Source organism: Nonomuraea sp. NPDC001684 (genome assembly GCF_053596515.1).
In genome coordinates this window covers 1-19,214 of the sequence record NZ_JBSFGJ010000162.1, presented here as the reverse complement: position 1 = coordinate 19,214, position 19,214 = coordinate 1, and the positions used below count along the sequence as shown (strand labels likewise).

The window sequence follows — 19,214 nt, the reverse complement described above, 5'->3', positions numbered from 1 at the left end:
GCCTCGTCACGGGAGGGGTGAAGCTCTTCGGGGCGAGCCGCCGCCGGGTCGCTCTCGAACTCCTCATTCTTCAGCGGGGGCGATGAGTAATGGAGTCGGCATGATCTGCATGACGTCCAGCACCGGCGTCAGCACCCGGCGCACCCGCGCCGACAGCCCGGCCCAGACGCCGAGCGGCACGCCGACCGCCAGCGACAGCAGCACCGAGGCCGCCACCAGCGCCAGCGTGTCCACGCTCGACTGCCACAGGCCGAGCACCCCGAACGCGCCCACGCCCGCCGCCGCGAGCAGCGCGATGCGCCAGCCGCCGGCCAGCCAGGCCAGCGCGGCCAGGACGCCGATGAGACCCGGCCAGTTCAGGGCGGTGAGCACGGTCTGGAAGAAGGTGTAGACGCCGTCGACGAGCAGCCGGATGTAGTTGAGGAAGTACAGGAAGAGCGGGCTCTCGTTGCGGTGGTCGTCGATCCATTCGCGCAGCTCGGTGACCGCCAGGAACTGCGGCGCCTCCTTGTCGTGCGGCAGCGTGCCGGTGCCGCGGAAGACCAGGTACGCCACGGCGAACAGGATCGCGACCCCGGCGGGAGCGGCCCATCTGGGGATCTTGAGCCTGGTGGGGGCGCTGACCGCGGTGGTGCTCACGCGCCTGCCCTCACCGCGGCGTCCGCGCCGGCGAGGAAGGACAGCAGGTCCACGCGGTCCACGACGCCGGTCAGCTCGTCGCCGTCCATCACCCGGATCGGGCGGGAGGAGGCCGAGGCCGCGGCGATGGCGTCCTTGACCAGGGTGGTGGCGGGGAGCTGGGGGCCGTCCAGCGGCTCGCCGGGCTCGGGGGCGCGGCAGATCCAGCGCAGCGTCAGCACGTGGCTGCGCGGCACGTCGCGGACGAAGTCGGCCACGTAGTCGTCGGCCGGCGCGCCCACCAGCTCCTCGGCCGTGCCGAGCTGCACGATCGAGCCGGCCCGCATGATGGCGATGCGCTCGCCCAGCTTGAGCGCCTCGGACAGGTCGTGGGTGATGAACACCATCGTCTTGCCGACCTCGCGGTGGAGCCGGATCACCTCGGTCTGCATGTCCCGCCGGATCAGCGGGTCGAGCGCGCTGAACGGCTCGTCGAACAGCATGACCTGGGGATCGACGGCCAGCGCGCGGGCCAGGCCGACGCGTTGCTGCATGCCGCCGGAGAGCTGGTCGGGGTAGGCGCCGGCGTACCCGTCGAGGCCGACGAGGGTGAGGATCTCGGCGGCCCGCGCGTGCCTGGCGGCCCTGGGGGTGCCCTGGATCTCCAGGCCGTAGGCGACGTTGTCGATGACCTTGCGGTGCGGCAGCAGGCCGAAGTGCTGGAAGACCATGCTGACCCGGTGGCGGCGCAGCTCGCGCAGCCGGGCGGGGGAGGCGCGGCCGACGTCCTCGCCGCCGATGCTGATGCGGCCGGCGGTGGGCTCGACGAGCCTGGTCAGGCAGCGTACGAGGGTGGACTTGCCGCTGCCCGACAGGCCCATGACGACGAAGACCTCGCCGGGGCGCACCTCGAAGCTCACGTCGCGGACGGCGGCGGTGCAACCGGTCTTCTCTCGCAGAGCGGCGGGGTCGAGGTGTCTGTCCTCGCTGTCCAGCACCTTTTGCGCCCTGGATCCGAAGATCTTCCAAAGCCCTTCGACGCTGATGGCCGCGCTGTCGGGAGAATCCCGCACCCTCGCCTCCTCGATTGCCGAGGGCTCAACATATGCGGTGAATAACGCAAATCTCAACGCTGTGACCTGTGAGAGACCTGGCTGCTCCTCCCGTGTTATGCGCTTGGAACGAACTAAACGCCCATAGATGGACATATGAATGTATAGGGGGCTATTTCTGGTTGAGTGGACGGCGAGATGGGGCTCCAGCTTTCGTCCCACTGGGCACAGAAGTTGAATTTCGCACCGATATGTGCGGGTGGCCACCTCCGCTTAGGATGTGTTCCAATTACCCGCACTTGCTGATTTCTCCCAAGGGCCACAGCCCTGACAAATACGCCGATTCGGGCGAGGTGCGTTCGGTGACAACACAGCTGGGCGAGCGGCAGGCCGTCGAAGGCAACTGGCGCCTGCGCAATTGGCGCGTACGTGCGCGCCTGGTCGCCCTCATCCTGGTGCCGACCGCCGCCGCCGTGCTGCTGGGCGGCGTCCAGGTGCTGTCCTCGACGGGCGCCGCCGCCGACTACGACCGGACGAACCGATTAGCCGTGCTGTCGGAGCAGGTGGGCGACCTGACCCACCAGCTCGCCGGTGAGCGGGCCAAGACCGCCTGGTACATCGCCAGGAACCGGCCCGTGAACGGGCTCGGCGGCGTCCGGTCCCAGATGGACCAGGTGGACGTCGCCATCAGGGAGGTACGCGGCACCGCCCAGCAGATCCTGGCCGACGTCGAGGGCCGCACCGCCGACCAGATCGAGAACATGCTCACCCGCCTGGACGACCTGACCTCGCTGCGCGAGCAGGCGATGGACGCCGACCTGCTGCCCGGCCCCGCCGTCGACCTCTACACGACGGTGATCGGCGACCTCCTCTCCATCCACACCGAACTGATCAAGGGCAGCTCCGACGACGAGCTGTTCCGCCAGACCCGCATGCTGGACGGCCTGGCCAGGGCCAAGGAGAGCGTCTCCTACCAGCAGGCGCTGCTCACCACCGTCCTCGTCGAGGGCGCCTTCGGCCAGGACCAGCTCAAGCGCTTCCTCGGCGAGCTGTCCGCCGAGACCGCCGACCGCAGGGGCTTCGCCGCCGAGGCCACCGCCGACGAGCGCCGCTTCTTCGACGAGACCGTCAACGGCCGCAGCGCCGACCGCATGTTGTTCCTGCGCGAGCTGGTGCTCATCAGGGCCTCGGCCTCGCTGCCGCTGCGCGGGCTGGACCTGGCCAAGCGCGACGACGCCAAGGAGTGGTTCGACGCCTCCAACGTCGTCGTGGACTCCATGCGCAAGGTCGAGCAGCGCCAGGCCGCCGGGATCGTGGCGCGCAGCGCCACGCTCAGCGCCGAGGAGCAGCGGCGGGCGCTGGTCATCGCGGGCGCGGTGCTCGCGCTGCTGGTCGCCGTCCTGCTGATCACCACCGGCGTGGCCAGGTCGCTGGTCCGGCCGCTGCGCAGGCTGCGCGGCGAGGCGCTGGAGATTGCCGGGCGCCGCCTGCCGGACTTCGTCCAGCACCTGCGCGAGTCGCGCGACGGCGCGGTCGACGCCGAGGTGCCGCCCATCGGCATCTTCTCCAGGGACGAGGTCGGCGAGGTCGCCCGCGCCTTCGACGAGGTGCACCGCGAGGCCGTCCGGCTGGCGGGCGACGAGGCGCGGCTGCGCTCCAACGTCAACGCGATGTTCGTCAACCTGTCGCGGCGCAGCCAGACCCTGGTCGAACGGCAGCTCACCCTGATCGAGCGCCTGGAGCGCGGCGAGCGCGACGACGAGCGCCTCGGCGACCTGTTCAAGCTCGACCACCTGGCCACCCGCATGCGCCGCAACAGCGAGAACCTGCTGGTCCTGGCCGGTCAGGAGGCCGCGCGCAAGTGGAGCGAGCCGGTCGAGCTCATGGACATCGTGCGCGCGGCGCTCGGCGAGGTCGAGAGCTACGACCGGGTCAGCGTCCAGGCGCAGTCGGACGTCGCCATCGCCGGGCAGGCCGTCACCGACGTGGTGCACCTGCTGGCCGAGCTGGTCGAGAACTCGGTCTCGTTCTCCTCCAAGGACACCAAGGTGATCATCTCCAGCAGCCGCATCGACGGCGGCGGGCTGATGGTCTCGGTGACCGACAACGGCATCGGCATGACCCCCGAGGAACTGGCCGAGGCCAACTGGCGGCTGGCCCACCCGCCGGTCGTGGACGTGTCCGTGTCGCGGCGGATGGGCCTGTTCGTGGTCGGGCGGCTGGCGCTGCGGCACAGCATCAAGGTGCAGCTCCGCCGCCAGGACATCGGCGGGCTGACCGCGATGGTGCTGATCCCGGAGATGCTGCTCGCCGCCGTCCCCGGCACGGTGGCCGGGCACCTGCACGGCTCGATGGCCGCGGCCGCGCACACCCCGGCCATGTCCGCCGTGGGCCGCCCGGACCAGGGACGCGCCGAGCCCTTCCAGACTGCCGAGCCGTTCCAGAGCGCCGAGCCGTTCCGCAGCGCCGACCCGTTCCGCAGCGCCGACCCGTTCCGCAGCGCCGACCCGTTCCAGAGTGCCGACCCGTTCCAGAGTGCCGAGTCGTACGCGCCGCCCACGGCCCCGATGCCCGCCTACGGGCACCCGTCGTTCGACCCCATGCCGTCGGCGTCCGAGTCGTCGTGGTTCACCTCGTCCTCCTCGCAGTCGGTCGAGCAGCCGGAGCCGCCGGCGTCCGGGGCGTCGTACCCGTCGTTCGCCACAGGGCCCGAGCCGGCCGGGCCGGCGCCCGGGAACGAGTTCCTGCCGATCTTCGCCTCGGTCGAGGAGAGCAGCTGGTTCAGCAAGGCCGCGCCGACCGCCGACCGGCGGGACCCGGCCTGGTCGTCGCCCGCCGACCAGGGCTGGCAGGCGGCGAACACGACCGCCGAGCCCGCCCAAGGCGGCACCACGAACTCCGGCCTGCCCAAGCGCACGCCGCGAGCGAATCTGGTACCGGGTACCGCGGTTCCCCAGCCGCCGCCCGTGCCGGCTCCTCCGCCGTCCCCCGACCGGCTGCGCAGCCGGCTGGCCAGCTACCAGCAGGGCGTGCGCAAGGGCCGAGCCGAGCTAGAGGAGGACTGATGAAGGAACTGAGCCAGGGGGCCAGGGACATCAACTGGCTGGTGAGCGCGTTCGTCGAGGAGGTGCCCGGCGTGGCCCACGCCGTGGTCGTCTCCGCCGACGGCCTGCCGATGGCCTTCTCCCGCGGCTTCCCCAAGGACCGCGCCGATCAGCTCGCCGCCATCGCGGCCGGGCTGGTCAGCCTGACGCAGGGGTCGGCGCGGGTGTTCGAGGGCGGCGGCGTCACGCAGACCCTGGTGGAGATGGAACGCGGGCTGCTGCTGGTGATGTCGATCAGCGACGGGTCGTGCCTGGCGGTGCTGGCCGCGCCCGACTGTGACATGGGCCTGGTGGCGTACCAGATGACGATTCTGGTCGAACGCACGGGGCAGGTGCTGACCCCTGCCGTACGGGCGGAGTTGTCATCCGCGCGCCCCTGGTGATGGGAGTGGACGTTGGCATCGTGGCATGACGGGGAGCCGGAGCCCCAGCGCAGCTCGCTGGTGCGCATGTACGCCGTCACCGGCGGCAGGACGGCGCCGCGCACCGGCCTGGCCATGGAGGCGCTGGTCTCGTCGGCGACCTCGGCCCGGCTCGGCATGACCTACACCCGCGAGTACCGCGCGATCAGCGAGCTGTGCCGCCAGGTGCGCTCGGTGGCCGAGATCTCCGCGCTGCTGGCCGTGCCGCTCGGCGTGGCGCGGGTGCTGGTCGCCGACATGGAGGCGGACGGGCTGGTCAAGGTCTACCAGCCGCAGCTGGAGGCCGGGCTGCCGGACCGCAGGCTGCTGGAGAGGGTCCTGAGTGGACTTCGCCGGCTCTAGCCCAGCGCTCACCTCGACGAAGATCGTCGTGGCGGGCGGGTTCGGCGTGGGGAAGACCACCTTCGTCGGCGCGGTGTCGGAGATCGTGCCGCTGACCACCGAGGCCGTGCTGACGGACGCCTCGGCCGGCATCGACGACCTCGCGCACACCCCGGGCAAGTCCACCACCACGGTCGCGATGGACTTCGGCCGCGTCTCCCTCGAACGCGACCTGATCCTTTACCTGTTCGGCACGCCCGGACAGCACCGGTTCTGGTTCATGTGGGACGACCTGGTGCGCGGCGCGATCGGCGCGGTCGTGCTGGTGGACACCCGCCGCCTGGCCGACAGCTTCCCCGCCGTCGACTACTTCGAGGAGGCCGGGCTGCCGTTCGTCGTCGGCCTGAACGGCTGGGACGGTCGCTTCCCGCACGTGGAGAGCGAGGTGCGCGAGGCGCTCACGCTCTCACCGCAGGTGCCCATCGTGCGCACGGACGCGCGGGCCCGCCAGTCGGTCAAGAACACCCTGATCACCCTGGTCGAGCACGTGATCGGCGCCCGTCCCTACTGAGCGTTCCACCAGTACGCGGCCACCAGCTCGGCCACCAGCGTCTCGGTGAGCAGCGCCACGCCGGGGTCGTCGTCGTGCGCGTAGCGGATCGCCGCCGCGGCGTCCTTCACCTCGCCGCCCACGGAGATCACCGTGGAGCCGCGCTCGCGCACCCAGTCCATGGCCTGCTCGTCGTAGCGGGAGCCGGGGAAGAGCAGCGCCCGGTAGTCGAGGGTCTTGGTGAGGTAGACGTCGACGTGCGACCAGTCGCCCGCCTCGCAGGCGTCGGCCGCGCGGCGCGGGCCCTCGCGGAACATCAGCGCCGACTGCTCGGCCGACGACAGCCGCTCGGCGGGGGCGATCGTGTAGACGCCGTGGGGCCCGTCCAGGAGCTCCATGGTCAGCGGGAGCCATTCGTCCCGGCGGTCCAGGAGGTCGCGGGTGGCCTCGGCGGCGCGGGTGAGCAGCGCGGGCAGGTCGCCGCCCGTCCCGGTGAGCCGGGCTTCGAGCGCCAGCAGCAGGGCCAGCGTGTGCTGGAACGTCCGGCAGGCCACGCCGCCGCGCTCCTCGCCCGCGCCCATGGGGACGACCAGGTCGGCCGCCTCGGTGACGGGCGAGCCGGGCACGTTGGTGATCGCGGCCACGTACGACGGGCCCCCGGCGTAGCGGGCGAGGGCGTCGAGGGTCTCGCGGCTGCCGCCGGTGGCCGAGATCGGCACGACCAGCGTGTCCGGCCCGGCCGGGTAGGTCGCCGCGGCCGAGGCGTAGTCGGCGTAGGCGTCCACGCCGGCCGCGCGCAGGCGCAGGGCCGCCACCCCGGCGGCGTACCGGGAGCTGCCCATGCCGAGGAACAGCACCCGGCGCACGCCCTCGGGCAGCCCGGCGAAGGGATCGGCCGCGCGCAGCCCGTCGGCGAGGGCGGCCAGGGCGGCGGGCTTGGCCTCCAGGTCGGCCAGGTAGAGCTCGGGATTCACGGCAGGTTCTCCTCGGGGTACCAGGTGCGCAGCACGCCCATGGGGGCGTAGCGCCAGCGGGGCAGGTGGCGGGCGGCGTAGATCAGCTCGCGGCACTCCTGCTCGACCTCGAACGGGCGGATCAGGGTCTCCTCCAGCAGGTCGGAGCGGCCGAGGCCGGACAGGCGGTCGCGGTAGGCGTCCAGCAGGCCGGCCCGGGCCCGCGCCGCCCAGGCCGCGGCGTGGGCGGGCGGGGTGCCCCGGCGCTTGACGGCGACCTGGGCCACGTGCTCCAGGCTGGTGGTGAGCTGGGCGACGTCCCTGGCGGCCGGCTGGCGCACGCCGGTGTCGGCCACGGTCGGGTTGCCGTCGAAGTCGATCACGGCGTAGCCGTCGCGCCACCGCAGGATCTGGCCGACGTGCAGGTCGCCGTGGATCCTGATCACCGGGCCCGCGAAGCCCGCGCGCAGCGGCTCCAGCTCGCCGGCCAGGGCGCCGGCCCGCGTGGCCAGCCACGCGCCGTCGGCGCCGCCGGTGAGGGCGAGCGCCTCGGCCAGCGCGTCCGCGGCCCGCGCCGCCGGGTCCGCCTGCCGCGCGGACGAGCCGCCGGGCAGGGTGGACAGCGCGACGTGCAGGTCGGCGGCCAGCCGGCCGAGCTCGCCGGCGAACCGCGTGCCGCCGGACTCGGCCTCGTCCACGCACCACTCCCAGCCGTCGCGCGCCTCGGGCAGGTAGCCCGTCACCAGCGCGAGCAGCTCCTCGCCGGCGTCCGACGCGCGGGTCAGCGCCAGGTACGGGGGCGCGGTGCCGGTGAAGCCGACCTCGACGAGGTGGGCGAAGATCTCGGGCGTCGGGTGGGGCAGCGGGACCGGCGGGGCCAGCCACTTCACGACCATCCGCTCGTCCACCACGACCGAGTGGTTGGTCTGGTCGACGTGCGGCCCGAAGCCGCGCTCGGCGGCCGTCGCCGCGAGGACGGGAAGGTCATGGAACCGGCGGACGGCGAACGGGGGCGGCGGGTCGTGCGCCAGCGCCCGCAGCAGGCTCGTGGACAGGCCGTGATCCCGGTCGGAGACGGGCTCCGCCGCGAGGGCGGCGAGCCGAGGCGCAATTGAATCCCAGTTCAACAGATTGACCATCGTTCCCGATCGACGTGTGGAAGGAAGTCTCGCTCATGTTGATATCCGCTGCAACTTCGCCCTCTTCGGAGCCCGTCCGCGTATTAGGGGAAAAGCGCCTGCGCCGGTCAGGAGGGTACGGTCCCGCCCCCGGTGCTCGCTCCGGGCCGCCCCTGCCTCCATGCGCCAGTGGGGTCCGCGCGGTGTCACCGCGACCGATAACCCGCTCTGAGCGGATCCGGATCGTTCACCCGTTCGCTGAGCACCCGCCAGGGATCGCACGCTCCCGAGCCGATAGATTACGGCTGGGAGAGATGGCGCGAAGAGCGCGGCCCAAAGGCGGTCCGTACGCGAGGTGAGAGGTCCCTCACGGACCGGGATGAGGCGACTCCGTTATTGAATCTCGATTCAACACTCTGATCAAACTTCCTGGTAGCAATGTCGGGAAAAGTCTTGCTCATGTTGATTTCTGCTGCAACACTCCTGCTCTGGTCTGCCGTGTCCAGTAAGGTCGCGCGACCCCTCAATCCTCAGCACCAGAAGGAGTAGCGGCCGTGTCCCGTAACCGGTTCACCCGTCGTCTTCCGGCCGCCGTGGCGGTGGCCGGCCTCGCGCTAGCCGTCGCGGCGTGCGGCGGTGGGTCGTCGAGCAGCTCAGACGGCACGACCGCGGCCAAGGCCGAACAGCTCCAGCCCAACGCCGACCTGACCAAGCAGTCGCTCCAGGTGACCGTCTGGCCGGGCTACACCCCGGAGGAGCTGCCCGAGAAGGTCAAGCAGCAGCTCAAGGTCAAGGAGATGGGGATCACCAACCACGACACGAACGAGCTGGCGATGGCCAAGCTGACCGCCTCCGGCGACAGCGGCATCGACGTGGCGTTCGTGTCCGGCCAGTACGCCCAGGCGCTCAACGCCCAGGGCCTCCTGGAGCCCATCCACGCGGAGCTGATTCCCAACCTGGCCAATCTCTACCCCGAGGCCACGCAGCTCTCCTACGACAAGGGCAACAAGTACTCGGTGCCCTACACCTGGGGCACCACCGGCATCTGCTACCGCAGCGACCTGGTGAAGACGCCGCCGACGAGCTGGAACGACATCCTCAAGCCCGCCTCCTGGGCCGAGAAGAAGGTCACCATGATGACCACCGAGCGCTGGCTGGTCCTGCCCGCGCTCAAGGCGCTCGGCTACTCGGTCAACACCGAGAAGGACGAGGAGATCGCCAAGGCCAAGGAGCTCCTGGTCTCGCAGAAGCCGCACCTGCTGCGCTACGACGACACCACCTTCGGCGACCGGCTGAAGTCCGGCGAGGCCATCATGGTCGAGGCGTGGGACGGCTGGTGCCCGACCACGGACGAGAAGCAGAACATCAAGTTCGTGGTGCCGAAGGAGGGCAGCGACCTCTGGGTGGACACCATGGTGATCATGAAGTCCTCCAAGAACAAGGAGGCGGCCCACGCCTTCATCAACATGATCCTCGACCCGGAGATCCACCGCTGGGCGGCCGAGAACATCAACTACAAGGTCCCCAACAAGGCCGCCATGGACAAGGTGACCATCCCCAAGGGCTCGCTGCTGGACATCAAGCCGGCGGAACTGCTCAACGGTGAGTCGATCATCGACCTGGGACAGGCGTCGACCAAGTTCAGCCGCCTGTCGCAGGAAGTCACGGCCGGATAGTCGTTGGTGCAGTGAGATCCGAGGTCAAGGCCCGGCCGGTGTCCCGTAAGCGGGGTCGCCGGCTGGGCGCGTTCGTTTTCCTTTCGCCAGGTCTGACGTACCTGGTCGTGCTGCTCCTCGTGCCGCTGGCGCTGGTGCTCAGCTACACCGTCTTCCAGCGGGGGCGCTTCGGGGGCATCGTCTACGAGTTCACGCTGGAGAACTTCCAGCGCCTGTTCGACTCCCTCTACCTGAACGTCGTCGGCGACTCGCTGAAGATGGCGACGATCGCCACGCTGATCGCGTTGCTGCTCGGCTACCCGACGGCGTACCTGATCGCCCAGCTCCCGTCGAAGTGGAAGACGATCGCCCTGGTGGCGGTCGTGCTGCCCTTCTGGACGAACTTCATCATCCGCGTCTACGCGTGGATCATCATGCTCAGCAGTCAGGGGCTGCTCAGCTCCCTGCTGGGCAAGGAGATGGAGCTGCTGTACACCCAGGGCGCGATCGTCACCGGGCTGCTCTACTCGTACCTGCCGCTCATGGTGCTGCCGTTGTACTCCTCGATCGAGAAGCTCGACCCGCAGTTGCGCGAGGCGTCGGCGAACCTCGGGGCCTCGGCGTTCACCACGTTCCGGAAGGTGACGCTGCCGCTCACCCTGCCCGGCGCGCTGACCGGGGCGATGTTCGTGTTCGTGCCGAGCTTCGGCAACTTCGTCATCCCCGAGATGCTCGGCGGCAACAAGTCCATCATGGTGGGGAACCTGATCCGCAACCAGTTCCTGGTCGCGCGCGACTGGCCGTTCGGCTCGGCGCTGGTGCTGGCGCTGATCGCGGTGCTGATCCTGCTGCTGCTCGTGCAGGCGTGGGCGGCCCGCCGTGCGTAGACCCAAGCTGCTGTACGTGCCGTTCTGGGTGACCTACGCCTTCCTGTACGTGCCGATCATCGTCCTGGTCGTCATGTCGTTCAACTCCGGCAAGTCGGCCTACACCTACGAGGGCTTCAGCCTCAAGTGGTACGGCGAGCTGGCCGCCGACGAGAAGATCCGAGAGGGCCTGGTCAACACCCTGATCGTGGCCCTCGGCTCGACGGCGATCGCCACCGTGCTGGGCACGTTGCTGGCCGTCGGCCTGGCCCGGTACACCAGATCGAAGCTGCTCGACGCGATCTCGCTCATGCCGGCCGTGCTGCCCGACCTGGTGCTCGGGATCGGACTGCTGGTCCTGTACGCCCTGATCAACACCTTCCTGGCCCAGTGGGACGCCCAGTTCGCGCTGGGCCTGCCCACGGTGACCATCGCGCACGCCGTGTTCTCGATGGCGTTCGTCGCGGCGGTGGTGCGCACCCGGCTCACCAACGCCGACACCTCGCTGGAGGAGGCCTCGCGCGACCTGGGGGCCGGGCCGGTGGTCACGTTCATGAAGGTCACGCTGCCGCAGCTGGTGCCCGGGATCGTCGCCGGGGCGCTGCTGGCGTTCACGCTGTCGCTGGACGAGTTCGTGATCGCCTTCTTCACGATCGGCAACGCCGAGCCGACGCTGCCGATCGTCATCTACTCAATGGTTCGTTTCGGGGTGACCCCGAAGATCAACGCGCTGGCCGCGATCCTGCTCCTCGTGAGCTTCACGGCGGTGATCGCCGGGCAGCGGATGACCAAGATCGGGAAATCACGTGCTCAGGATTGACGGGGTCACCCGCAGGTTCGGTGACGTCACCGCGCTCGACGGCGTCTCGCTGGAGATCGAGCAGGGCGAGTTCTTCGCCCTGCTCGGGCCCTCCGGCTGCGGCAAGACCACCCTGCTGCGCATCATCGCCGGGTTCGAGACGCCGGACGCCGGCACGGTCACGCTCGACGGCGAGGACCTGCTGTCCAAGCAGCCCAACCGGCGGCCGATCAGCCTCATGTTCCAGTCGTACGCGCTGTTCCCGCACATGACCGTGGCCAAGAACGTGGCCTACGGCCTGGAGCGGGAGAAGCTGCCCCGGCAGGAGATCAAGCAGCGGGTCGGCGAGGTGCTGGAGACCGTGGGCCTGTCGGCGCACGCCTCGCGCAAGCCCGCGCAGCTGTCCGGCGGCCAGCGGCAGCGGGTCGCGCTGGCCCGCTCCATCGTCAAGCGGCCGCGGCTGCTGCTGCTCGACGAGCCGCTGTCGGCCCTGGACAAGAAGGTCCGCGCGGACATGCAGCTGGAGCTCAAGCGGCTGCAGAGCGAGGTCGGCATCACCTTCGTGGTCGTCACGCACGACCAGGAGGAGGCCATGTCGCTGGCCGACCGCATCGCGGTCTTCGACAGCGGCAGCGTGCGCCAGGTGGACGCCCCCGTGGCCCTGTACGAGCGCCCGCGCTCGCCGTTCGTGGCCGACTTCGTCGGGGCGAACAACCTGTTCGAGGGCGTCTGCACCGGCCTGGACGGGATCAAGAGCGAGGAGTTCGGCATGCTGGCCGGCACGCCGCTCGAAGACCTGGCCGCCGACTCCAAGGCGCTGCTCGCGGTGCGGCCCGAGAAGATCGAGCTGGCCGACGAGAACGCGGCGCGGGGCCTGAAGGGCAGCGTCCTGGACGTGAGCTTCTACGGCGGCGTCTCGCACATCTCCGTGGACGTGCCGGGACGGGCCAAGCCCGTGCTCGCCGCGGTGCAGGGGGCGAGCACGGTGCAGCCCGGCGCCAAGGTGAAGGTGCGCTGGGAGGCCCAGGACGCCGTCATCATGGCGGTCGATCAATGAGCCAGGTCGTTGCCCGTCGCCGCCCGCGCGTACGACAGGATCAGCTCGGCCGCCTCGTCGGGGCCGATCAGCGGGTGCCTGGCGGTGATGCGGTAGCCGTAGGCGTCCTCCAGGGCCACCAGGTTGCGCGCGACGGTCACGGAGTCGGCCGTCAGCCGGAAGACCCCGAGCGCGGCCCCGGTGTCCAGGATCGCCTGGTACATCGACACCTGGCGGTCGTACAGCGAGGTGAGCAGCACGCCGTAGACCCGGTTGCGGCCCGCGGCGCCGCCCAGCTCGTTGAGCAGGCGGACGTCGGGGTCGAGCGGCCCGGTCGGCAACCCCGACCGGATCGTGACGACCAGCTTCTCGACCGGGTCGGTGAAGTCGGCCAGGCGGCGCATGCGCAGCTCGTAGAACCGCTCCATGCCCGCGTGCTGCGCCTCGACCAGCAGTTCGCCCAGGTCGGGGTAGTGGTAGAGCACGGCGCCGGAGGTCAGACCGGCCTCCTCGGCGACGTGCGAGAGCTGTACTCCGTCGATGCCGTGGCGGATGATGGCTCGGCGCGCGGCCTCGATCAAGTCGATGCGCCGGTCACTACGGCTTTTGCGCTGGGCCACGACCACCACCCCCCGTGCGTTTGGTCACCATTCAGATCGGCCGTGACCATAGTGCACTTAACTTGCGCTTCACGCTAGATGAGTATTTGAATTCCTCTTCAATTTGACGAGTTCCCCCGGAGTTCACGATGTCCCTCACCATCCTGTTCATGCCAGAGAGCGCGTACGGCCCCACGAACAACTGCATCGGCGTCGGCGACATTCTCCGCCGTCGCGGGCACCGCGTCGTCTTCGCCGCGGAGTCGTCCTGGAAGGGCAAGCTCGAAGCGCTCGGCTTCGAGGAGGACCTCGTCGACCTGGCCCCGCCGCCCGAGAACGCCGAGGAGCAGGACGCCGGCCAGTTCTGGAAGGACTTCATCCGCGAGACCGCGCCGGAGTACCGCAAGAGCACGCTGGAGCAGCTCGACACCGTCATCAAGCCCATCTGGGACTCCCTCATCGACGGCGCCAAGTACTGCGAGCCGCAGCTCAAGGCCATCATCGAGCGGGTGAACCCGGACGTGATCGTCGAGGACAACGTGATCACGTTCCCGGCGCTGCTCACGGCGGGCAAGAAGTACGTCCGGATCGTCTCCTGCAACCCGCTGGAGGTGCGCGGCGAGAACGTCGCGCCGGTCTTCTCCGGCCTGCCCGCGGACGACCGCTCCGGCTGGGACGCCTTCCGCGCCGAGTACGACCGCACCCACCGCGAGATCTGGACCGCCTTCAACGAGTGGTGCGTCGAGCAGGGCACCGCCCCGCTGCCCGACCTGGACTTCATCCACGAGGGCGACCTGAACCTCTACGTCTTCCCCGAGATCCTCGACTACACCGACGCCCGCCCGCTCGGCCCGAGCTGGCACCGGCTCGACTCCTCGGTGCGCGAGACCGACGAGGACTTCACGCTGCCCTTCGAGCGTAATGACGGCTCGCTCATCTACTTCTCGCTCGGCTCACTCGGCTCCTCCGACGTGGAGCTGATGCAGCGCGTGATCGACATCCTGGCCGGCACCCGGCACCAGTACATCGTCTCCAAGGGCCCGCTGCACGAGGAGATCAAGCTCGCCGACAACATGTACGGCGCCGAGTTCCTGCCGCAGACGAAGATCATCCCCCTGTGCGACCTGGTCATCACGCACGGCGGCAACAACACCACCACCGAGGCGGCGCACTTCGGCAAGCCGATGATCGTGCTGCCGCTGTTCTGGGACCAGTACGACAACGCCCAGCGGGTGGACGAGCTGGGCTACGGCGTCCGGCTTTCCACCTACGCCTTCACCGACGAGGAGCTGACCGGCGCGGTGGAGCGCCTGCTCGGCGACACCGAGATGCGCGCGAGGCTCGCCGCGGCGGGCGAGGAGATCCGCCGCCGCGACGGCCTGCGCAAGGCCGCCGACCTGATCGAACAGCTCGGCCAGTAGGGATTTCGAGGACCTTCCATGCGTGAACTGATCAACCCCGCCACCGGCCTCCCGTGCGCCGAGATCCCGGACACCCCGGTGGCCGACGTGGCGGCGGCCGTCCGGACCGCCCGGGGCGCGTTCGAGGAGTGGGCCCAGACCACCCCCGCCGAGCGCCAGCGGCTGCTGCTGCGCCTGGCCGACCTGGTGGAGGCCGACGCCGAGGAGCTGACCCGGCTGGAGGTGGAGGAGACCGGCAAGCCGGCGGCCGTCTTCAGGGACGGCGAGCTGCCCTTCGCCGTCGACAACCTGCGCTTCTTCGCCGGCGCCGCCCGTTCGCTCGAAGGGTCGGGGGCCGGGGTGTTCAGCGCCGGCTACACCTCGGTGCTGCTGCGCCGTCCGGTCGGGGTGGTGGGGTCGATCGCGCCGTGGAACTTCCCGTTCGTCATGGCGGTGTGGAAGGTCGGCCCGGCCGTGGCCGCCGGGAACGCCGTGGTCATCAAGCCGGCGCCGCAGACGCCGCGCACGACGCTGCGCCTGGCCGAGCTGTTCGCCAAGGCGGGCGCGCCCGAAGGGCTCGTCCAGGCGGTCACCGGCGACGCCGAGGTCGGCCAGGCGCTGGTCACCGACCCGGGCGTGGACATGGTCAGCGTCACCGGCTCGACCGGCACCGGCCGGGCGGTCATGACCGGCGCGGCGGCCACGCTCAAGCGGGTGCACCTCGAACTCGGCGGCAAGGCGCCCGCCCTGGTCTTCCAGGACGCCGACCTGGCCGAGATGGCCCGCGGCGTGGCCATGGGCGCCACGTACAACACCGGCCAGGACTGCACCGCGGCCACCCGCGTCTACCTCGCCCGCGAGATCTACGACGACGCCGTCGAGGCCATCCGGGCGACCCTCGCCGAGATCACCGTGGGCGACCCCTGGGACCCGGCGACGGACATCGGCCCGCTGATCTCGGCCGCCCACCGCGAGCGCGTGCACGGCTTCGTCGCGCGCTCGGGCGGACGGGTCGTGCACGGCGGCGCGCCCGTCGAGGGGCCCGGGTTCTTCTACCCGCCGACGCTTGTGACCGATGTCGCACAGGACAGCGAGATCGTCCAAGGTGAACTTTTCGGACCGGTCCTTGTGGCGCTGCCGTTCGACGGCGAGGACGAGGCCGTCCGGCTGGCCAACGACACCCCGTACGGGCTGGCCTCGTCGGTGTGGTCGCGCGACGTCGCGCGGGCGATGCGCGTGTCCCATCGGCTCGACGTGGGCGTGACCTGGGTGAACGATCATCTGCCGATCGCCAGCGAGGCGCCGCACGGCGGCGTGAAGGGCAGCGGGTTCGGCAAGGACATGAGCCAGGAGGCGGTGCAGGAGTATTCGGTGACGCGTCACCTCATGGTCAAGCACGCGGCGCCCGTGGAGCGGGATTCGTTCCGGCCCGCCTGAAAACGTGTACGGCGATATGACGCCCAAAGTGTCGCTTTGGGTGCATTTAGTGGGAAATGTGCGGTTGGCCGTCTGGTACGGACTGTGTTCCAATTACCCAGCCGGACAGAATCCCATGCGCCACACGCGTGTCTGATTTCTTTCGAGCACGTACCGGCGAGAGGTAGCGAGAGTCAGTGAGGACGGAAAACCCCAGGCACACGAGGTCAGGGGAGTACACAGGCGGAAGGTTCCGGCTGGGGAACTGGCGTGTGCGCTCGAGGTTGATCGCGCTGATCCTCATCCCCACCATCGTGGGCGTGCTCCTCGCGGGCGTGCAGCTCGCCAACGCCATCGGGACGAGCTCCGAGTACCGCCGGCTGACCCAGGTCGCCGAGCTGGTGCAGCGCATCGGCGGGCTCAACCACGAGCTGGCCAAGGAGCGCACGCTCACCGCGTGGTACGTGACCGACCAGTCGAAGGCAGGGCGGTTCGTCCAGCTCAAGACCCAGCGCGCGGCCGTCGACGCGGCCAAGAAGAAGGTGCTGGCCTCGGCCAACGCCATCGACGCCGCGCACTCGGCCCGTATCCGCGACGGTGTGGAGAACATGCGCCGGTGGCTCACCGGCCTCGACAGCCTCCGCACGTCGATGGTGGCCGAGGGCACGCCCCCGCGAGCCGCGATCACCACGTACACCACCATGATCGGCGTCTTCTCCGCGATCCAGGGCGACCTGGGCGACGGCGTGAACGACGACGACCTCCAGGGTGACGTGGCCGCCCTCGGCTCGCTGCAGCGGGTCAAGGAAGAAGTCTCCAGGCAGCAGGCCATTCTCATGATCGCGCTCATCGAGCGTGAGCTGGACTACGACGACCTGTCGGAGTTCCTCGGCTCGTGGAGCCGCCAGCAGGCCGAGCTGACCGCCTTCGAGCGGGAGGCCGACCCGGCGGACCTGCGCGCCTACCAGAAGAGCATGCGCGGGCCGGACATCGACCGCGCCGACGCCATGCGGCAGCGCGCCCTGGCCCAGGTCCGCGAGTACAACCGGATCCGCGACCTCGACGTCACCTCCGCCCGCGACCTGAGCCGCTGGTACGACAGCACCACGCTGGCCGGCAACACCATGCGCAAGGTCGAGGACTCCCTGGCCACCAAGATCGTGACCAGGGCCCGCGAGCTGAGCGACACCGAGCAGCGCAACGCCATCATCAGCGGCGCGACCATCCTCGTCCTGCTGCTGCTGGTCCTGATCATCACCACCCGGGTGGCCGGTTCGCTGGTCCGCCCGCTGCGCCGGCTGCGCGCCGAGGCGCTCCAGGTGGCCACCACCCGGCTGCCCGAGACCGTCCGCATCCTGCGCGAGTCCGGCGACGGCGCGCAGATGCCCGAAGTGCCCTCGGTCGGCGTCAACACCCGCGACGAGATCGGTGAAGTGGCGCGGGCCTTCGACGAGGTCCACCGCGAGGCGCTCCGGCTGGCCGGCGACGAGGCCAAGCTGCGCGCCAACGTCAACGCCATGTTCGTCAACCTCTCCCGCCGCAGCCAGACGCTGGTCGAACGGCAGCTGCAGCTCATCGAGGGCCTGGAGCAGGGCGAGGAGGACGAGCAGCGGCTCGCCAACCTCTTCCGCCTCGACCACCTGGCCACCCGCATGCGCCGCAACAGCGAGAACCTCCTGGTCCTCGCCGGCCAGGAGGCCGCGCGCAAGTGGAGCGAGCCGGTGCCGCTGGTCGACATCGCCCGCGCCTCGCTGTCGGAGGTCGAGAACTACGAGCGGGTCCAGATCAAGATCCCGTCCGGCACGCTGATCGTCGGCCCGGCCGTCACCGACGCCGTCCACCTGCTCGCCGAGCTGATCGAGAACGCGATCTCCTTCTCGCCGCGCGAGAGCAAGGTCGAGGTCTCCAGCGTGGCCGCCGACGGCGGCGTCATGATCTCCATCAACGACCTGGGCATCGGCATGAGCCCCGAGGAGCTCGCCGAGGCCAACTGGCGCCTGGCCAACCCGCCCGTCGTGGACGTCGGCGTCTCCCGCCGCATGGGCCTGTTCGTGGTCGGCCGCCTGGCCCTGCGCCACGGCATCCGCGTCCAGCTCAGCATGCGGGAGACCGGCGGCCTGAGCGCGCTGGTGATGATGCCCGACATGCTCATCAGCGGCGGCGCCGGCATGCCGCAGCAGCCCGGCAGCCAGTACGAGGCGTTCACCACGTTCGACCCGAGCCAGTTCGGCGTCGCCGCCGCGCCCGCCGAGGCGAGCCAGAACGGCGCCCCCGTCTCCGCGCCCGACGCGGCCGACCGGGTGCTGGACACGCAGTGGCCGGGCTCGCTGCCCGCGCCGGGCACCGGCAACTGGCCGTCCTTCGCCGACGAGTCGGCCCAGGAGGAGACCCGCTGGGGATCCTTCGGCGAGGAGCCGGGCCGGGACGAGCCGCGCTGGCCGTCGTTCGCCGAGGAGCCCAAGCCGTCCTTCGGCGACGAGCCCAAGCCGTTCTTCGCCGACGAGCCCAAGCCGTTCTTCAGCGATGAGCCGAAGCCGTCCTTCGGTGACGAGCCCAAGCCGTTCTTCGCCGACGAGCCGCCCGCGGCCCAGCCGCAGCCGCAGCCGCAGCCGCAGGCCCAGTCCCCGTGGGGCGAGCAGCGCTGGCCCTCCTTCGCCGAGCAGCCGCCGCCGCTGCAGGACGACGAGCCCCGCTGGCCGTCCTTCGCCACCGAGCCGCCGCAGAGCGGGACGGAGGAGCCCCGCTGGTCCTCCTTCGGCTCGCCGTCCTTCGGCGACACCTCGCTCGGCCAGTCGGCCTTCAACGAGGAGCCGCCGCGGCGGTCCCTGTTCGAGTCGGTCGACCCGCCGCGCCCCTCGGCGTTCGGCGAGGAGCCCTACCGGGCGGCGTTCGGCGACCTGCCGGGGTTCGGCGCGGAGGAGCCCAAGCCCGCCGACCAGTACGAGCAGAGCCGTCCGGGCGCCTACGGCCCGTTCGGCCAGGGCGACTACTCCTCCCAGGACCTGACCGGCCCGCTCCCCGTGGTGCGCACCTCGCCCCTGGAGGAGCAGAGCGAGGAGTTCCTGCCGATCTTCTCGTCCGTCGGCTCGGACTGGTTCCGCAGGCCCGACCCCGAGCAGCTGCGCCAGCAGGAGCAGGAGCCCGAGCACGAGATCACCGCCGTGCATCCGGCCGTGCCCGCCGACCCTCCGGCGGCCGCGCCGCCCGCCGCCCCGGCGGTGGGCCGGTCCGGGCTGCCGCAGCGCAGGCCCGGCCAGTCGGGCGCCGGCGCGTCGTGGTCCTCGCCCGCCGACTCCGGTTTCCAG

16 protein-coding genes are annotated in these 19,214 nt (G+C 70.5%); 11 read left to right on the top strand and 5 right to left on the bottom strand.

What is annotated here, in order from left to right; translation table 11 throughout:
• Nucleotides 1-63: 63 nt before the first annotated feature.
• Both ACWCSD_RS26225 and ACWCSD_RS26220 read right to left on the bottom strand, forming a co-directional pair.
• Complete coding sequence (locus ACWCSD_RS26225) at nt 64-639, bottom strand: hypothetical protein (protein ID WP_449918651.1); 576 nt, start codon at nt 637-639, stop codon at nt 64-66.
• Nucleotides 636-1,691 carry a quaternary amine ABC transporter ATP-binding protein gene (locus ACWCSD_RS26220; RefSeq protein WP_449918648.1) on the bottom strand — a complete coding sequence of 352 codons (1,056 nt, stop codon included), beginning with the start codon at nt 1,689-1,691 and terminating at the stop codon, nt 636-638. Before ACWCSD_RS26220 ends, ACWCSD_RS26225 begins: the two co-directional genes overlap by 4 nt.
• A gap of 341 nt (nt 1,692-2,032) precedes the next feature.
• Between ACWCSD_RS26220 and ACWCSD_RS26215 the strand changes: the two genes are divergently transcribed.
• The 4 genes from ACWCSD_RS26215 (at nt 2,033) to ACWCSD_RS26200 (ending at nt 6,088) form a co-directional block, all read left to right on the top strand.
• Nucleotides 2,033-4,735, top strand: coding sequence for a nitrate- and nitrite sensing domain-containing protein (locus ACWCSD_RS26215; protein WP_449918645.1), 2,703 nt, complete (start codon nt 2,033-2,035; stop codon nt 4,733-4,735).
• Nucleotides 4,735-5,157: a roadblock/LC7 domain-containing protein gene (locus tag ACWCSD_RS26210; RefSeq protein ID WP_352321436.1), complete on the top strand. Its 423-nt coding sequence runs from the start codon at nt 4,735-4,737 to the stop codon at nt 5,155-5,157. Before ACWCSD_RS26215 ends, ACWCSD_RS26210 begins: the two co-directional genes overlap by 1 nt.
• Before the next feature lie 66 nt (nt 5,158-5,223).
• Nucleotides 5,224-5,538, top strand: coding sequence for a DUF742 domain-containing protein (locus tag ACWCSD_RS26205; RefSeq protein ID WP_229824241.1), 315 nt, complete (start codon nt 5,224-5,226; stop codon nt 5,536-5,538).
• Nucleotides 5,519-6,088 (top strand): GTP-binding protein, encoded by a 570-nt coding sequence (locus ACWCSD_RS26200; protein ID WP_358283685.1) that lies wholly within the window; start codon nt 5,519-5,521, stop codon nt 6,086-6,088. Before ACWCSD_RS26205 ends, ACWCSD_RS26200 begins: the two co-directional genes overlap by 20 nt.
• Here ACWCSD_RS26200 and ACWCSD_RS26195 read toward each other — a convergent pair.
• Both ACWCSD_RS26195 and ACWCSD_RS26190 read right to left on the bottom strand, forming a co-directional pair.
• The gene (locus ACWCSD_RS26195; RefSeq protein ID WP_387667784.1) at nt 6,082-7,041 is read right to left on the bottom strand and encodes an SIS domain-containing protein; all 960 of its coding nucleotides are present in this window, start codon (nt 7,039-7,041) and stop codon (nt 6,082-6,084) included. The genes ACWCSD_RS26200 and ACWCSD_RS26195 overlap by 7 nt on opposite strands.
• Nucleotides 7,038-8,147, bottom strand: a complete 1,110-nt coding sequence (locus ACWCSD_RS26190; RefSeq protein WP_449918643.1) for a hypothetical protein — start codon at nt 8,145-8,147, stop codon at nt 7,038-7,040. Before ACWCSD_RS26190 ends, ACWCSD_RS26195 begins: the two co-directional genes overlap by 4 nt.
• A 545-nt stretch (nt 8,148-8,692) precedes the next feature.
• Between ACWCSD_RS26190 and ACWCSD_RS26185 the strand changes: the two genes are divergently transcribed.
• From ACWCSD_RS26185 to ACWCSD_RS26170, 4 genes are read left to right on the top strand one after another with little or no spacing between them, the layout of a single operon-like run.
• The gene (locus tag ACWCSD_RS26185; RefSeq protein ID WP_357971184.1) at nt 8,693-9,814 is read left to right on the top strand and encodes a polyamine ABC transporter substrate-binding protein; all 1,122 of its coding nucleotides are present in this window, start codon (nt 8,693-8,695) and stop codon (nt 9,812-9,814) included.
• 11 nt (nt 9,815-9,825) lie between these two features.
• Nucleotides 9,826-10,680, top strand: a complete 855-nt coding sequence (locus ACWCSD_RS26180; protein ID WP_449918639.1) for an ABC transporter permease — start codon at nt 9,826-9,828, stop codon at nt 10,678-10,680.
• Nucleotides 10,673-11,479 (top strand): ABC transporter permease, encoded by an 807-nt coding sequence (locus tag ACWCSD_RS26175; RefSeq protein ID WP_449918637.1) that lies wholly within the window; start codon nt 10,673-10,675, stop codon nt 11,477-11,479. Before ACWCSD_RS26180 ends, ACWCSD_RS26175 begins: the two co-directional genes overlap by 8 nt.
• On the top strand, nt 11,466-12,515 hold the full coding sequence (locus ACWCSD_RS26170; protein ID WP_364324487.1) for an ABC transporter ATP-binding protein: 1,050 nt from the start codon (nt 11,466-11,468) through the stop codon (nt 12,513-12,515). Before ACWCSD_RS26175 ends, ACWCSD_RS26170 begins: the two co-directional genes overlap by 14 nt.
• Here the strand turns inward: ACWCSD_RS26170 and ACWCSD_RS26165 are convergent.
• Nucleotides 12,509-13,114, bottom strand: coding sequence for a TetR/AcrR family transcriptional regulator (locus tag ACWCSD_RS26165; RefSeq protein ID WP_352350268.1), 606 nt, complete (start codon nt 13,112-13,114; stop codon nt 12,509-12,511). The genes ACWCSD_RS26170 and ACWCSD_RS26165 overlap by 7 nt on opposite strands.
• Before the next feature lie 128 nt (nt 13,115-13,242).
• Here ACWCSD_RS26165 and ACWCSD_RS26160 point away from each other — a divergent pair, with 128 nt between their 5' ends.
• The 3 genes from ACWCSD_RS26160 to ACWCSD_RS26150 all read left to right on the top strand — a co-directional run.
• Nucleotides 13,243-14,514, top strand: coding sequence for a glycosyltransferase (locus ACWCSD_RS26160; RefSeq protein ID WP_449918633.1), 1,272 nt, complete (start codon nt 13,243-13,245; stop codon nt 14,512-14,514).
• An 18-nt stretch (nt 14,515-14,532) separates the two neighbouring features.
• On the top strand, nt 14,533-15,930 hold the full coding sequence (locus ACWCSD_RS26155) for an aminobutyraldehyde dehydrogenase (protein WP_397162538.1): 1,398 nt from the start codon (nt 14,533-14,535) through the stop codon (nt 15,928-15,930).
• A gap of 251 nt (nt 15,931-16,181) precedes the next feature.
• Nucleotides 16,182-19,214 (top strand): nitrate- and nitrite sensing domain-containing protein (locus ACWCSD_RS26150; RefSeq protein ID WP_449918631.1); only part of this gene is annotated, 3,033 nt, incomplete at its 3' end.

What these genes read in the sequence shown, in the direction of transcription:
- ACWCSD_RS26210 (WP_352321436.1), top strand. Translation starts at nt 4,735, where the DNA reads ATGAAGGAACTGAGCCAGGGGGCCAGGGACATCAACTGGCTGGTGAGC.
- ACWCSD_RS26160 (WP_449918633.1), top strand. Translation starts at nt 13,243, where the DNA reads ATGTCCCTCACCATCCTGTTCATGCCAGAGAGCGCGTACGGCCCCACG.
- ACWCSD_RS26155 (WP_397162538.1), top strand. Translation starts at nt 14,533, where the DNA reads ATGCGTGAACTGATCAACCCCGCCACCGGCCTCCCGTGCGCCGAGATC.
- ACWCSD_RS26205 (WP_229824241.1), top strand. Translation starts at nt 5,224, where the DNA reads ATGTACGCCGTCACCGGCGGCAGGACGGCGCCGCGCACCGGCCTGGCC.